The following is a 15,300-nucleotide window of genomic DNA, read 5'->3' as shown; positions in this document are numbered from 1 at the left end:
GGCCCGGCTTAGCCCAGCAGGCCCGGCACGATCAGCAGGCCCGTGGGCACGGCGAGCAACATGGCCGACGCAGCGAGGACCAAGGCGCGAAGTGCAGCCGAAAGCGGAGGCTTGGGCGAGAGTAGCCTGCTGACGCGCGACGCCGTCGTACGGGGTGAATCGGCACCGCCGGTTCCGCTCAACGTGCCGCCTTCAGAGGAAGAGTCCGGGGCGCTTGTTCCGGGCAGCGAGACCCGCTCCGCGGGACGGGCGGAACCGCTGGCCACGATCGCGATCGCCTTGATGAGGGTTCCCTTGCTCTCGGTGCGCAGCGCCACGTCATCGGCGAGCATCTCGATCAAGGAGTTGACCGCAACCTGGGCGAGCCGGGTGGTGGGAAACCAGGGCAGCGCCTGGCGCCACGCGGCGAAGGCCCACAAGAGGAGGTCGTGGCGTTGTGAGAGATGCGCGTTCTCGTGGATCAGGACGGCCCTGAGCTCAGCAGGTTCCAATGCGGCCATCAGGCCATCGGACAGCACGGTCACGGACCTTGCTCCGCCGGGAAGGCAGTAGGCAACGGGTGAGTCATGGTTGATGACCACCGTGCCCGGACCGTCGTCGGAGGGTGAGGCCAGGAGCGCGAGGAGTTCACGGTGCCGCCGCCGCTGCCGCTCGATCTTGACGTACGTCAGCAGCAAGGTAAACACCAGATGGGCGCTCAGCAGCGCCGCTGCCGACAGCGCGAACAAATGCCAGAAGCCCAGCGCCGTAGTGGGCTCGTTGTGAAGCACCATGCCGGTCAACGAACGCAGCCCCGCAATGAGGTTGTCGCCAATGGGCTCAAGTCCGTAGACGAGCATGGCCCCGATCATGGAGAGGCCGCCGGCAAGTGCGATGGCCTGCCAGAGGACCATGGCCATGAAAGGTGCGCGCGCCGGCCACTCGGCGCGCGACAAGAGAACCGGAACCGGCCATGCCAGCACCAAAGCAAGGACCGCCAGAAAATATGAGGTCCAGAACATGGGTGGCTAGTTTTTGCCGAGCAGTTTGCGCAGCGTGGCAGCTTCACTTTCGCTTACGGAACCAATGAACCGGGCCAGCACGGCTTCGCGGTCCGGGGCCGACCCCAGTGCCTCATGCATGAGGTCTGCCGTGTGGTCAGCGCGGCTCGACACGGCTTGGTAGCGGTGCGGACGGGTACCCCGTTCGCGCTCCACAAGGCCTTTTTTCTCGAGGCGGGACAAGACCGTCAACACTGTGGTGACCGCGAGGTCCTTGCCCTGGTGCCCTGCGATGCCATTGGCGGCTGCGGAGTCCTGCGCCAGCAGGTCACGAAGTTTGTTGGCTGTCGCAGCCTCCTGGCCTGCCCAGAGCAGATCCATGACCGCCCGTTCCAGTTCACCAAGACTTGCCATCAATGCATCCCTACTTTCCGCAGTTCCCCGCTGCGATAAGGCCCGGGGGAGTGCGATGATCCAACATTCCATCATCAATCTACCGCTTTTTGGAGCGCGATTCTACGTGAAGTAGAACATGTGGTGCGGCGTGTCCTTGCGGCAGTGTTACGCCACTGGAAGAGTGGTGACCACATCGCATGGGTTTGTTCTACACTGTGTAGAAGTAGAATTTTCTACACAACGTAGAAAATGGACGCCGCATCGCGGGCAGCCGGATAATAAGGACAGCCATGGACGCCTTGGAAATCGCACGCTGGCAATTTGGAATCACCACGGTCTACCACTTCATGATGGTGCCGCTGACCATAGGGCTGGGGCTCGTTGTGGCCGTCATCCAGACACTTTGGTACCGCACCGGAAAAGTTGAATACCTGCGGATGACCAAGTTCTGGGGCAAGCTCTTCCTCATCAACTTCATCATGGGCGTGGCAACGGGCATCGTGCAGGAATTCCAGTTCGGCATGGCCTGGAGTGAGTACAGCCGCTTCGTTGGAGACATCTTCGGCGCGCCTCTGGCCCTGGAAGCGCTCCTGGCGTTCTTCGTGGAATCGACCTTCCTGGGGCTGTGGATCTTCGGCTGGAAGCAGCTCAAGCGGGGCGTCCACCTCGCGTGCCTTTGGATCGCAGTGATCGGCTCGCTCTTCTCGGCCTACTTCATCATCGTCGCCAATTCCTGGATGCAGCACCCGGTCGGCATCCAGATGGTCAACGGGCGCCCCGTCATGACCGACGCCTGGGCCGTCTTCACCAACAACACTGCCTTGGTAGCTGTGCCGCACACGCTCTTCGGCGCTCTAGGCGTCGCCGGTGCGTTCCTTCTGGGCATCGCCTGGTACCACCTCTGGCGGCGCCGCCACGACGGCATTGACACCGTCGGTGCTGACGGCCGCGCCATTCCCGGCGAAGCCAACATCCCCGGACGGGACAAGGCAGACTACAAGGTGTGGATCAATTCCTTGCGGATCGGCGCCGTCGTTGCCATGATCTCCTTCGCCGGGACTGCCTTCACGGGCGATCTGCAGGGCAAGTTGATGTTCGAACAGCAGCCAATGAAGATGGCCGCAGCTGAGGCCGCATGCCACGACGGCACCGGATTCTCCGTGCTGAGTGTCGGCAACGTCGGCTCCAAGAACTGCAACGACATTGTGGCAGTGATCGAGGTTCCCGGCATTCTCTCCTTCCTGGCCAAGGGCGACTTCAGCACAGAGGTGAAGGGAGTCAACAGCCTCCTGGACGAGTACAAGGCCAAGTACGGCACGCACTTGCCGAACGATCCCCTGTACGGCGATCGCGCAGGGCAGGAAATCCAGTACGTGCCGGTCATGGAAGTGACCTATTGGGGCTTCCGCATGATGATTGGCTTCGGTGGGATTGCCGCCTTTGCCGCGCTGCTTGCCCTGTGGGTGACGCGCAGGGGAGCGGTGCCGCAATCCCGTTGGATCATGCGCCTTGCAGTCTTCGGAATCCTGGCTCCTTTCGGGGCCAACGCCGCCGGCTGGATCTTCACGGAAATGGGGCGGCAGCCGTTCGTCGTCGCGCCCAATCCGGACGCGAGCGGCATTGACCAGGTGTTCATGTTCACGGCCGCGGCCGTCTCGCCCGGAGTGTCCGCCGGTGAGCTCATTACCTCATTGGTGGTGTTGGCCTCGATCTACGCGGTCCTGTTGGTGGTGGAAGTCCGGCTGCTGGTCAAATATGCCCGCGGGGGCGTGGCCTCCGCGATGCCGGAGCTCGCTGAGGCTCGCCACGGCGAAAAGAACGAAAAGAAGGACGACGGCGGGACCCCGGGTGCCCCGGGCCAGCCCGGCGACAGCGACGACGTCCTGGCATTCGCCTACTAGGAAGCAAAGGGATCTTTCGCATGCAACTGTTGCCAACCGTCTGGTTCATAGCCATCGCCGTGTTGTGGACCGGCTACCTCTTCCTGGAGGGCTTCGATCTAGGCGTCGGAATGCTCATGAAGCTCTTCGCCCGGAACAACACCGACCGCCGGGTTCTACTGAACACGATCGGCCCGGTATGGGACGGGAACGAAGTCTGGTTGCTGACCGCGGCCGGTGCCACATTCGCGGCCTTCCCGCTCTGGTACGCCTCGCTGTTCTCGGCCCTCTACCTGCCACTGCTGCTTGTCCTGGTGGCCCTGATCTTCCGGGCTGTGGCTTTCGAGTACCGGGGCAAGGTGGACACCGCGCGCTGGCGGACCATCTGGGACTGGGCCATTGCCATTGGTTCGTTCACGGCCGCGTTCGGCATCGGCGCGGCCCTGGCATTGACTACTACCGGGCTGCCGCTCAACGCTAACGGCGACCGCCAAGGCGGCCCCTTTGCCTGGTTCAGCGGTTACGCCGTGCTGGGCGGCTTCGCCGTCGTGGCGTTCGCCCTGGTGCATGCTTTGGCGTTCCTGGCCCTGAAGACCGACGGCGAGGTGCGCCACCGCGCACGCCGCTTGTTCGTGCGGTTTTCGCCAGTCGCATTGCTGCCGTTGCTGGGATGGATGGTGGCCGTGCAGCTCCTTAGCGGGAAGACGTGGACCTGGTTACTCGTGATCGCGGGAGTCCTGGCTGCCGCAGCGGCCTGGGTTCTCGCCCGCAAGGGAGCCGAGGGCAGGGCCTTCGGAGCCCTGGGTGCGTTCCTGGTGTGCGCCACGGCATCTATCTTCGGTGCAGCCTTCCCAGTGGTGATTCCTTCGACCTTGGATCCCGCCTTCAATCTCACCATTTCCAACGCCGCCTCCTCCGCCTACACCTTGGGGTTGATGAGCATCGTTGCGGCAGTCGGACTGCCCCTCGTCATCGCCTACCAGGCATGGACCTACTGGGTGTTCCGCCAGCGCGTGAGCGCGGCACACATTCCGGCCGCACATGGTTTCCTGCCGGCCATCGCTGCCAAGGTCCTCATCGGTCATGCGGCGCCGAGCGGCCCGGATGCAAAACACGCACGCCACAACGCCAGGGAGTAGCGGATGAAGCCCCAGTTGCCAGCCGGACCCGCCACCCGATCCGCCCTGTACGCCCTTGGCTTGTTGTCATCGCTCAAGGCCTTGTCACTGGTCTTGATTGCACAGGCCGTCGCGGGGATGCTGTCCGGACTTGCCGCCGGCGGTATGGGGTGGCGGGAAGGACTCCTCTGGGGTGCCATCGGCGCGGTGCTGCGCTCGCTGACGGTCTGGGGCCAGGGAATCGCGGCGCGCCGGGCGGCCCTCGGGGTCAAGGAAGAGCTGAGGTCCAGGCTTCTGGGCCGGGCCCTTGGCACCGGGGCCGCGGGACGAGTCGGTGGAGTGAACGACGGCGGGCTGGCGGTGCTCGCGACCCGCGGACTTGATGCGCTCGACAACTACTACACCCAGTTCCTGCCCGCCTTGGTCAATTGCGTTGCAGTACCTTTGCTCCTGGGTGTCAGGATCCTTTTCGCTGACTGGGTCAGTGCCGTGGTTGTGGTTTTGACCCTGCCGCTGGTACCGCTTTTCATGGTGCTGATCGGCCGCCACACCGAGGACAGGGTCCACGAGGCACAATCCACCCTGAGGAGGCTCTCGGGGCACATCCTGGAGCTGGCCAAGGGGCTTCCGGTGCTCGTGGGACTGGGCCGCGCCCGCGAACAACGCGCAGCACTCGAAGACCTCTCCGAGGAATACCGTTCCCGCACGATGGGAACCCTGCGGACGGCCTTCCTTTCGGCCCTCGCCTTGGAGCTCATCGCCACCATTTCCGTGGCCGTGGTTGCCGTCTTCATCGGCGTACGACTCGTGGCCGGTGACATGGGCCTGGAAGCAGGCCTGCTGGCCCTCATCCTCGCCCCCGATTGCTACCTTCCCCTGCGTGAGCTTGGCACGGCCCACCACGCGAGCGACGACGGCCGCGAAGCACTGGCTGCCGCTAACGCCGTGCTGGAGTCGCCGGCGGGCCGTCCCCTGAGCGACGTTTTCAGCACAGAGGCGTACGACGTCGGGGCGGACGCCACGAAAAAGCCGTTCGCCGACGTCGTGGTCACCGGACTTACGGTGAGCTATGCGGGACGGGCCGCGGCCGCCGTCGGGCCCATCGACTTCCATGCCCCCGTAGGGCAGATCACGGTACTTGACGGCCGCAGCGGTTCGGGAAAGAGCACCATCCTGGGCGTTCTGGCCGGCACTATCGGCGACGGTCCGCAGGCGCGCGTCAGCGGTACCGTTGCCGGACTGGGCGCCGGTGCCGTGGCCTGGGTGCCGCAGCATCCCGTCATGGTGGCTGGAACGGTGCTGGACGAGATCGTCCTCTACCTCAACGGCGGCATCCGGGGCTTCCCGGCAGCCGACTCCGAATCCACGCCGGACGCCCACAACACGACCGCAATGGGGTGCCTGGAGAAGGCCGCCGCGGAACACCTCGCGCTCAAACACCCCGCGGAGCTCAGCCCTGGCGAATTGAGGCGCGTTGCCGTCGCCCGCGGACTGGCGCGCCTCGAAGCCGGAGCCACGGTCCTCCTGCTCGACGAACCTACCGCCCATCTCGACGCCGCCTCCGCAGATGCCATCCGTACGGCAATCCAGGGCCTGCGGGGGGCCGCGACTGTCATCCTGGTCGCCCACGATGCCGCAACCCGGAAACTTGCAGACCACGTGGTGGAGCTCGACGGCGGAACGGCACAGCAGCAAGCCAGCCGGGCCAATCCCGAGCCCGCGGCAGCCGCACGTGGAACAGAAGTCCAGCACGACAACCACTTCCGGGCCACCCCGGACGCGGGAATTGAACCCCCCACCGCCATTTCCACCCTCAAGGCCCTGGCACGCATCCTCGCTCCCGTTCGCTACAAGTTCGCCGGTGCTGTGCTGGTTGCCGCGCTCGCCGCCTTGTTCGCCGTGGCCCTGTCCGGATTGTCGGGCTGGCTCATCATCCGCGCCAGCGAGCAACCGCCCATCCTGTACTTGCTCGGAGCCATCGTCGGTGTGCGGTTCTTCGGCATCGGCCGGGCAGTCCTTCGTTACGCCGAACGGCTCGTCGTTCACGACGCCGTCTTCGCCGCCATGACAAGACTCCGGGGAGCGCTTTGGGCGGCGCTCAGCGCGCGGGCACTGTCCCTCCGACGGCTCCTGCAAGGCGGCAGCGTGCTCGGAGCGGTGGTCGACGACGTCGATACGCTGCGGGACTTGCTGCCGCGCGTCGTGCTTCCGCCGCTCTCAGCGGTTGCCGTCGCGGCGTCGGCGGTGGCCGCCTCGGCACTGCTCGTGCCCGCAGCAGTGCCGGCCGTGATCGCGGCGTCCGTGGTTGGGGTTGTTCTGGCACCCCTGCTTGCTCTGTTGGCGGACCGCAACGCCGCGCGCGCTGAGCAGCAATTGCGTTCGCTGGTGCTGCGCGACGTTGCCTCCGCCCTCGACGCCCGTGCCGAACTCAGCGCAAACGGCGTGGCCCCTGCCGTGCTATCGTCCCTGACCCTGCGGGACAACGAAGCTACGGCGGCGGCACAGCGTTCGGCATGGGCCGAGGGCGTAGGCCAAGGATTGACCGTGCTCGCCTGCACGCTGGGAGCGCTGGCCTCGGGCATTCTTGCGGGACCCTCTTTGCAACACGGAACTGTTGCGCCTGCTGTGCTTGCCGTTGTCGTGCTTATGCAACTGGCGCTCGCAGAACCCTACGGTGCGGTAGTTTCTGCCGTGCGGCAGGCCCCCGCCTTGGCCGCGGTATTACGGCGAATCGCCGAGTCGGGAGCGTTTGAAACGTCATCTGCGTCCGACGGCGGTGTACTGGCCTTACCGGAGCGGCCAGGCGGTGCTCCGGGGCTGCTGTTGGACGGACTCGAAGCGTCCTGGCCCGGCGGCACCGCGGTGTTCAGCGGACTGAGCGGCGAAGCTGCCCCCGGGCAGTGGCTCTCCGTCACGGGTCCGTCCGGTGCCGGCAAATCGACACTGCTCTCGGTGCTGCTCGGTTTCCTGCCGGCATCGTCCGGCGCGGCCTACGTCACCGGGAACGCGGCGTGGTGTCCCCAGGAGGCCCACCTCTTCGACTCCACCATCCGCGGCAACCTGCTGCTCGCCCGCCCGGCCAGCCACAGACCCTCCGAAGCGGACATGCACCAGACCCTGGGCGCCGTCGGGCTCTCCGGACTGGTATCGGGGCTTCCCGCCGGGCTGGATAGCCGCATAGGCCCCTCCGGTTCGTTCCTGAGCGGGGGCGAACGCCAGCGTCTCGCCATGGCCCGAACGCTCCTGACCGGAGCAACAGTCCTCCTCCTGGACGAGCCGACGGCCCATCTCGACGCCGAAGCCGCCCGTCTGATGATGGCCGAACTTCGTGGCGGACTGGGAGACGTCACAGTAGTCCTCGTGACCCACAACCCGGCCGACATCACAGGGGGAGACTCCCGGCTGGACCTCGGCTCACCATCGGGCCTCCCGGCGCTAGTGCACGGAAACTAGCGGAGGAGCGGCTAGCGGCCGAGCCGCCCAAAGATGGCGTCCACCGACTCGACGATATTGTCCACGAGCTTCCGCGCATCGTCCTCCCGGATGAGCGGAGTCGATTGTCCGGCCCACAGGGACATGAGCCCCGGGATTCCCTGGGTAGCCGCAGCGGGCCGGAACTTGCCAGTCAGCCAGTTCTGGATAGGGAACGGGGCGTGGACGGCGGGGTCGGCGAGCTCAGCGATGATCCGGTTGGGGATGCCGCGCGCCAAACGACCGCTGAGGGCGCGGGTCAGGACAGTGTGGGCGGCGTCGGGTCCGCGCAGCGCGGCCAAGTGCGCTGGACTGATGGCCGATTGGCGCGTGGCAAGGAAAGCCGAACCGATCTGGACCGCATCAGCACCCAGTGCCAGGGCGGCAGCGACCCCACGGCCATCAGAGATACCGCCGGCCGCAATGACCGGAACCGAGACCGCATCCACCACCTGCGGCACAAGGGCCATGGTTCCAACGAGCGAGTCCTCCGGAGCACGCAGGAATGAAACCCGGTGGCCGCCGGCCTCCATCCCCGTGGCAACGATGGCATCTACCCCGCCGGCATCCAAGGCCACCGCTTCGTCCACGGTGGTCGCCGTACCCATTACTACAATGCCGTTCCGGTGGGCTTGTTCGATCACAGACTCGGACGGAACAGCGAACACGAAGCTCAGGACGGTTGGCTGGGCGTCGATGACCGCCTGGATCTGACCGTCCAGATCAGGGAGATAAATTTCAGGCTGAGTGGGAGGCTCCACGCCCACCAGCTCGAAATAGGGCCGGAGGACATCCACGTAGGCAGCGAATTGCTTAGCATCCACAGACGGCGGTTCCTCGCCCTCGATGGGCAGCCAGAGATTCAGCGCGAATGGTTTCCCGCTGGCCTCCCTGAGTTCGCGGGCTGTGGCGGCAATCCGTTCAGGCTCGTAGCCGTAGAGCCCGTACGAACCGAGTCCTCCGGCCTCGCTGACGGTGGCCGACAGCTCCACCGATGAGAGACCGCCGAACGGGCCAAGAACGATTGGCAGTTCAATATTGAAGAGGCGGGTGGCCCGTGTATCTTTCCAAGTCACGGCGGGGCCTAGCCGTCGACGTCGTGCAGGTGATGGACGACGTCATGCAGGAAGTACTGGGCAAACGTCAACACTGTGAAGGTGGAGCCGTTGCTGCGGACACCAGTGCGCGGCCACTCATCTTCGTGGACGGAGGCGAAGGAATTCGCGATTTGTTCGCCCTCGGCAGCAAGCTGTGCAGACACTTCGGCCGGATCCGCATTGGCGTAGTCGCCGTCGATTGCGGCCTTGTCCTGGTCCCAGTTGGCGAAGCCGGCGTCGTCTTCGCGCAGCATCAGGTTCAGGCGCTGGTCGAAGAGGCCGAAGACATCCCTTACATGGCAGGCGTACTCCAAGGGCGACCACGTGTGGTCGTCCGGACGGACCGAGGCGTCTTCGCGGCGCAACACGGCGCGCCAGCGCGGCAACATGTTCAGGACTGTCCCGGGCACTGTGGAGGGGGTCACAGTGGCGGCGTCGAAACCGCATTCGGGGCAAGGCGTGGACAGGACCCAGGTCCAGTCCTTGTCATCGGGAATGATCGGCATGGCAGTAGTCTAGGGCCCGCGTTCGCGATCCGTCCGCACCGCTGAATGCGGGTGCCCGCGCACACCTCCAAATGGCCTATCAGGAGTAAAGTTAGGTGCTGTGGGGAAGCCTGGAAAGTGAAAATGCCATGCTTAAGGATCTAAACGTCGCCGGCGTGCTCCCTGCCAGCGACATCTCCCGCGCCCGCGACTTCTACCGCGACAAGCTCGGCCTCGAACCGGACAACCCGGAAGCCGCAGACAACCTGATGTACAAGTGCGCCAACGGCACCGCATTCCTGCTTTACGAGACACCCAATGCCGGGACCGCCAAGAACACCCAGTTGGGATTCCAGAGCACAGACCTGGACCAGGACATCGCCGATCTCCGGGCACGCGGCGTCGTTTTCGAAGAGTACGACTTCCCGGGCCTGAAAACCGAGAACGGCGTAGCCACCTTGCCGGATGGCGAAAGGGGAGCCTGGTTCCTCGATTCGGAAGGAAATATCCTCAGTATCGCCACGATGTAGTCAGGGCACTCGGGGATCATCCGTCAGCGGCGGTGTCCGGTCAGTTTTCCTCGCCGCTCCCGTTTTGCCATGTCATGCTCGCACCAATCGCGTCCACGGGCTGGGAGAGGGGAACACCGGAGCCGTCGCGGCGGCCGTGCTCCTGCGGGAGGGCACGCGCGACGCCGGCGCTGGACGCTGCTTTCGCAGGGCCGTGACCTGCCCAGCCGAGCAGCAGTGTGTCTTCGCCCTTGAGGAAGCGGTGGGCCCGCACGCCTCCCGTGGCGCGGCCCTTGGCCGGATACTCCTCGAACGGCGTGGTTTTCGCTGTGCCCGGAGCAGTCCCCGGCAACGCGCCATTGCTGCCAGCAATGGTCACGACGACGGCGGAGGGGTCGTCGGCGCGCACCGTGCCGAAGTGGATGACGTCGTCGCCGGCTGCAAGCTTGATGCCGGCCATGCCGCCTGCCGTCCGGCCCTGCGGTCGAACGGAAGAGGTGCTGAACCGCAAAAGCTGCGCAAGCCGGGTCACGAAGACGAGTTCGACGTCGTCGTTTTGGGCAGGCTCGACTCCCACCACGGTGTCCTTGTCCTTGAGCGCAATGATCTCCCAGTCTTCACGGTTCAGCGGGTAATCCGGCTGAACGCGCTTGACCACGCCTTGGACCGTTCCGATGGCCAACACGACATCCAACGGTACGAACGCCACAAGCGTCTCGCCCTTGAGCAGGGTGATGAAGTCCTTTGCCGCCACGCCACCTGCAAGATTGGGCAGCCCGGACATCGGCGGTAGCGCCGGCATGTCCATGACTTGTACCCGGAGCATGCGGCCCTGCGAGGTGACAGCGCCGATTTCGCCACGCGCGGTTGTCTTGACCATGGAGCGGTAGACATCATGTTTGCTCCGCGGGCCGGATTCGGCGAGCGGTTCCTGGTTGGAGGTCCGTGCGATCTGGCCGGAGGCGCTGAGGAGTGCCCAGCAAGGGTCATCGGGGATTTCGAGCGGGAGCGCGGCGGACTTGCCTTTGCCCGCCGGCACGGCGGCTGCCAAGGCCGCGGCGACGGTGGGAGAGACAGCCTCGGACTCAAGGAGAACGGTGCGTCGCGGGGTGCCGTACTTCTCGGACACTTCGGCCAATTCCCCGGACACCAGCTCGCGCAGGAGCGCGTCCGACGCCAGGATCGACTCGAGTTCGGCGATCTCCCGGCGCAGTTCTTCCTGCTCCTTCTCGAGTTCGATGCGCGAGTACTTGGTCAGCTGGCGGAGGCGAAGTTCCAGGATGTAGTTGGCCTGGATCTCGGACAGGTCGTAGATGGACATGAGCCGTTCGCGGGCCGCCGATGCCTCGTCCGAGGAACGGATGATCTGGATGACCTCGTCGATGTCCACGATCGCGATCAACAGGCCCTCCACCAGGTGGAGGCGATCCTTCTTCTTTCCCAAACGGAAGGCTGTGCGACGGCGTACAACCGATATCCGGTGGCCGACGTACACCTGGAGGAGTTGGAGCAAGCCCAGGGTCTGCGGCTGCCCATCCACCAAGGTGACGTTGTTGATGCCGAAGGAGTCTTCCATCGGAGTGAACCGGTAGAGCTGCTGCAGCACAGCGTTGGGGTTGAAGCCGTTCTTGATCTCGATCACGAGCCGCAGCCCGTGCTTGCGGTCAGTGAGGTCGATGACATCGCTGACGCCGCTCAGTTTTTTGGCGTTGACGGCATCCTTGATCTTCTCGATGACCTTCTCTGGACCCACCATGTAGGGCAGTTCGGTCACCACCAGGCCGGTGCGTCGCGCAGTCAGCTGTTCGATCTCCACCTTGGCGCGGGTCTTGAAGGAACCGCGTCCCGTGGCATAGGCATCACGGATTCCGTCCAACCCCACGATCCGGCCGCCTGTGGGCAAGTCCGGGCCGGGCACGAACCGCATGACGTCTTCCAGGGTGGCGTCCGGATGGGCGATGAGGTGCCGGGCGGCCGCGATGACTTCCACGAGGTTGTGGGGGGCCATGTTGGTGGCCATGCCGACGGCGATGCCCGTGGTGCCGTTGACCAGCAAGTTGGGGAAAGCGGCGGGCAGGACGTCCGGCTGGGTGAGCTGGTTGTCATAGTTGGGAACGAAGTCCACCACGTCTTCGTCGAGGTGCTCGGTCATCGTCATCGCGGCCGCGGCGAGCCGGGCTTCCGTGTAACGCGGTGCCGCCGGGCCGTCGTCGAGCGAGCCGAAGTTGCCGTGCCCGTCAATCAGGGGCAAGCGCAGGGAGAAGTCCTGGGCCATGCGCACCATGGCGTCATAGATGGCGGCATCACCGTGGGGGTGCAGCTTTCCCATGACCTCGCCCACCACTCGGGCACTCTTCACATGTCCGCGGTCCGGGCGAAGGCCCATGTCGCTCATCATGTACAGAATGCGCCGTTGAACCGGCTTCAGGCCGTCGCGCGCATCCGGGAGCGCGCGGGAATAGATCACCGAATACGCGTACTCCAGGAAGGAGCCTTCCATCTCGGAAGTGACGTCGATATCGATGATGTTCTCTGTGAAGTCCCCGTCGACGGCGGCCGTTGCTGGGTTCGCGCGTGAGGGACTTTGGCTGCGTGCCATGGAGTCGGTGGATCCTTAAACGTGTACTGCGGAAGACTTAGCTAGGGTAAGCCTATGGTGGATCAGCCCGGCGCCGGCGTATATCCGGAATATTGGGAGGCCGATGTCGTGCTTCGTGACGGCGGAACGGCCCATTTGAGACCCATCTCACCCGAGGATGCAGACGCCCTCCAGGCTTTCCACACGGCGCAGTCCGAGACGTCCATCTACATGCGGTTCTTCTCGTTCAAATCGAGGCTCTCCAGCAAGGAACTGCGCCGCTTCACCGAAGTGGACCATAAAGACCGGGTGGCGTTCGTCATCACCATCGGCGGAGAAATCGTTGGCGTCGGCCGCTACGACCGGCTCGATGACCCCACCGAGGCCGAAGTTGCGTTCAATATCTCCGATGTCCAGCAGGGCCGTGGCATCGGTTCGATCCTGCTGGAGCACTTGGCGGCGGCCGCCCGCGAAAACGGCATCCGCCGCTTCACCGCCGAGGTCCTGCCGGAGAACCGCAAAATGCTCCGGGTCTTCGCCGACGCGGGCTACGAGCTCGCGCGCAAATTCGACGACGGCGTCGTCAGCGTCGAGTTCAACATCGACCCCACGGAAAAATCCCTGGCCGTCATGGAGTCGCGGGAACACCGCGCCGAGGCCCGCAGCGTGCGGGACTTGCTGGCGCCGTCGTCGATCGCGATGGTGGGCGCAAGCCGCCGGTGGGGGACCGTAGGGCACCAGTTGCTTGAGCACATTCTGGAGGGAGGCTTCACTGGCGCGGTCTATGCGGTCAACCCCGAGGCGTTCGAGCTGGCCGGGATGAAGTCCTTCGCCCGGATCGCCGATGTCCCCGGGCCGGTACAGCTTGCCATTATCGCCGTGCCTTACGAAGAAGTGCCGAAAGTTGTGGACGAGTGCGGTGCGGCCGGCGTGAAAGGGCTGGTGGTCGCCACTGCGGGTTATGCCGACGACGGCGAGCGCGGACTGCGGAATCAACGGGACCTCGTGCGCCGGGCGAGGTCCTACGGGATGCGCGTGATCGGCCCCGAGTCGTTGGGAATCGTGAACACGAATCCGGAGGTCTCCCTCAATGCGTCGATGGCCCCGAGCCTGCCCCGGCGTGGGGGATTGGGACTGTTTTCGCAATCTGCCGCCATCGGTGTTTCCGTCTACGCCGCAGCGAGCCGCAGGGGCCTGGGCCTTTCCTCGTTCTTGTCCGCCGGCAACCGTGCCGATGTCTCCGGCAACGACGTCATGCAGTTCTGGGAAGACGATCCCGATACCGCCGCCGTCGGGCTCTACTTGGAGTCGATCGGCAACCCACGCAAGTTCTCCCGCCTGGCCCGCCGATTGTCGCGAAGCAAGCCCGTCATCGTTGCCAAGTCTGACGTCACCGGGTTGCGCCTTCCGCCAGGACACGTGGTCAGGACGACTCTGGCGCCGGCGGCGGCACTGGACGCCATGATGCGCCAGGCCGGGGTCATCGCAGTCGAAACCATTGAGCAGCTCATGGATGTGGCGCAGATCGTTACCAGCCAGCCCTTGCCCAAGGGTCCGGGGCTCGCGGTCTACAGCAATTCCGCGGCCTTTGGGAAGGTCGTGGCTGACAACGCCGCGCCCCAAGGACTGGTCGTCGACAGGATCGTCACCGACGTCGACTTGGATGCGGGGATGTCGGTGGCCGTGGAAGCACTGCGGCGGAGCCTCCGGCAGAATCTTGCAGACGACGCCGTGCACGCGGTCGTGGCAGCGATGGTGCCGTCCCGCAGCCTCACGATGGAGGCGATCGCCGGAGTCCTTTCCGAATGCGCGGCAGAGGCGGGTAAGCCTGTGGTGGCGGCTTTCACGGGGATCCTTGACAGTTCCGTGCAGCTGGATGGATTGCTTGCCCCAAACGGAGAATCCGGGCCATCCCTTCCCTGCTACTCAAGCGCCGGCAGCGCAGTGGCAGCCTTGGCGGCCGTAGTCCGTTACGCGAAGTGGCTGGACCGGGACCAGGGCATGTTCGTGGAGCCGGCGGGTTGCGACCGGGAGGGGACGAGGAAACACATCGAGCGGCTCCTGTCTTCCGTCATGGGGGAGCAACTGGTCCGGCTGGACGACGCCGAAGGCGCCGCGCTGCTGTCCCGGTACGGCATCCCGGTGGTGCCGTCAGCTGTAATCGAGAGCGACGACGAAGCGGTGGCCGCCGCCGAACGGCTTGGTTGGCCCGTGGTGCTCAAGACCACGGATCCTTCGCTCCGGCATCGCCTGGACTTAGGCGGTGTGCGGCTGGACATCGAGGACGCCGACTCGTTGCGCCGCAACATCGCGCAGATTCGGCGGGTCCTTGAACCCTATGGCTCACCGGCCATCGAGGTACAGGCCATGGCACCCGTGGGACAGGCCTGCACCTTCCGCGCCATCGAGGATCCGCTCCTGGGTCCGGTGGTGTCCTTCGGTTTGGCAGGCGACGCCGTGAACCTGCTGGACGATTGGGCCCATCGGGTGCCCCCTTTGTCCGCAGCCGATCTTCACGACTTCATCAGGGCGCCCCGGGCTTCGCTGAAACTGTTTGGCTATCAGGGACTGCCGGCGGTCGACGTTGCGGCCCTCGAGGACCTCGGCGCACGGCTGGTCCGCCTTAAGGATGAACACCCCGAGATTGCCCTCGTGGAATTCAATCCTGTCCTGGCCGGACCGCGGGGCGCGAAGATCCTTGCCGCCGAGGTATGGATCGGGAACGCTGCACGGCGTACGGACAGCGCCCGTCGCGCGATGCTCAGCTGACCGGGCGGGGAGCCGGG

At 65.2% G+C, this 15,300-nt stretch carries 10 protein-coding genes; 5 read left to right on the top strand and 5 right to left on the bottom strand.

Features of this window, described 5'->3' with window-relative positions; genetic code table 11:
* Positions 1 to 8 precede the first annotated feature (8 nt).
* Positions 9 to 1,001 carry a M56 family metallopeptidase gene (locus OOZ51_RS08835; protein WP_265978989.1) on the bottom strand — a complete coding sequence of 331 codons (993 nt, stop codon included), beginning with the start codon at positions 999 to 1,001 and terminating at the stop codon, positions 9 to 11.
* A 6-nt stretch (positions 1,002 to 1,007) separates the two neighbouring features.
* Positions 1,008 to 1,394, bottom strand: coding sequence for a BlaI/MecI/CopY family transcriptional regulator (locus tag OOZ51_RS08830; RefSeq protein ID WP_265978988.1), 387 nt, complete (start codon positions 1,392 to 1,394; stop codon positions 1,008 to 1,010).
* A 272-nt stretch (positions 1,395 to 1,666) separates the two neighbouring features.
* Between OOZ51_RS08830 and OOZ51_RS08825 the strand changes: the two genes are divergently transcribed.
* Genes OOZ51_RS08825 through cydD form a run of 3 tightly spaced genes read left to right on the top strand, consistent with a single transcriptional unit; the run spans position 1,667 to position 7,827 of the window.
* Positions 1,667 to 3,277: a cytochrome ubiquinol oxidase subunit I gene (locus OOZ51_RS08825; protein WP_265978986.1), complete on the top strand. Its 1,611-nt coding sequence runs from the start codon at positions 1,667 to 1,669 to the stop codon at positions 3,275 to 3,277.
* A 20-nt stretch (positions 3,278 to 3,297) separates the two neighbouring features.
* The gene (cydB, locus tag OOZ51_RS08820) at positions 3,298 to 4,395 is read left to right on the top strand and encodes a cytochrome d ubiquinol oxidase subunit II (RefSeq protein WP_265978985.1); all 1,098 of its coding nucleotides are present in this window, start codon (positions 3,298 to 3,300) and stop codon (positions 4,393 to 4,395) included.
* 3 nt (positions 4,396 to 4,398) lie between these two features.
* Entirely contained in the window at positions 4,399 to 7,827 is a 3,429-nt protein-coding gene (cydD, locus tag OOZ51_RS08815) for a thiol reductant ABC exporter subunit CydD (protein WP_265978984.1), read from the top strand.
* Between the two features lie 11 nt (positions 7,828 to 7,838).
* Here the strand turns inward: cydD and OOZ51_RS08810 are convergent, their stop codons facing one another.
* A complete protein-coding gene (locus OOZ51_RS08810; RefSeq protein WP_265978983.1) occupies positions 7,839 to 8,921 on the bottom strand; it encodes an NAD(P)H-dependent flavin oxidoreductase in 1,083 nt (360 codons plus the stop codon).
* 8 nt (positions 8,922 to 8,929) lie between these two features.
* Positions 8,930 to 9,448 (bottom strand): DinB family protein, encoded by a 519-nt coding sequence (locus tag OOZ51_RS08805; protein WP_265978981.1) that lies wholly within the window; start codon positions 9,446 to 9,448, stop codon positions 8,930 to 8,932.
* A 128-nt stretch (positions 9,449 to 9,576) separates the two neighbouring features.
* Here OOZ51_RS08805 and OOZ51_RS08800 point away from each other — a divergent pair, with 128 nt between their 5' ends.
* On the top strand, positions 9,577 to 9,957 hold the full coding sequence (locus OOZ51_RS08800; protein ID WP_265978980.1) for a VOC family protein: 381 nt from the start codon (positions 9,577 to 9,579) through the stop codon (positions 9,955 to 9,957).
* A 40-nt stretch (positions 9,958 to 9,997) separates the two neighbouring features.
* On the opposite strand, the gene OOZ51_RS08795 is transcribed toward OOZ51_RS08800, so the two are convergent.
* Entirely contained in the window at positions 9,998 to 12,535 is a 2,538-nt protein-coding gene (locus OOZ51_RS08795) for a DNA gyrase/topoisomerase IV subunit A (protein WP_265978979.1), read from the bottom strand.
* 54 nt (positions 12,536 to 12,589) lie between these two features.
* Here OOZ51_RS08795 and OOZ51_RS08790 point away from each other — a divergent pair, with 54 nt between their 5' ends.
* Positions 12,590 to 15,283 carry a bifunctional acetate--CoA ligase family protein/GNAT family N-acetyltransferase gene (locus OOZ51_RS08790; protein WP_265978978.1) on the top strand — a complete coding sequence of 898 codons (2,694 nt, stop codon included), beginning with the start codon at positions 12,590 to 12,592 and terminating at the stop codon, positions 15,281 to 15,283.
* Positions 15,284 to 15,300 lie beyond the last annotated feature (17 nt).

The sequence above is a fragment of the Arthrobacter rhizophilus genome, assembly GCF_026241105.1.
Taxonomy (GTDB): Bacteria; Actinomycetota; Actinomycetes; order Actinomycetales; family Micrococcaceae; genus Arthrobacter.
This window is presented reverse-complemented; position numbering and strand designations above follow the sequence as displayed.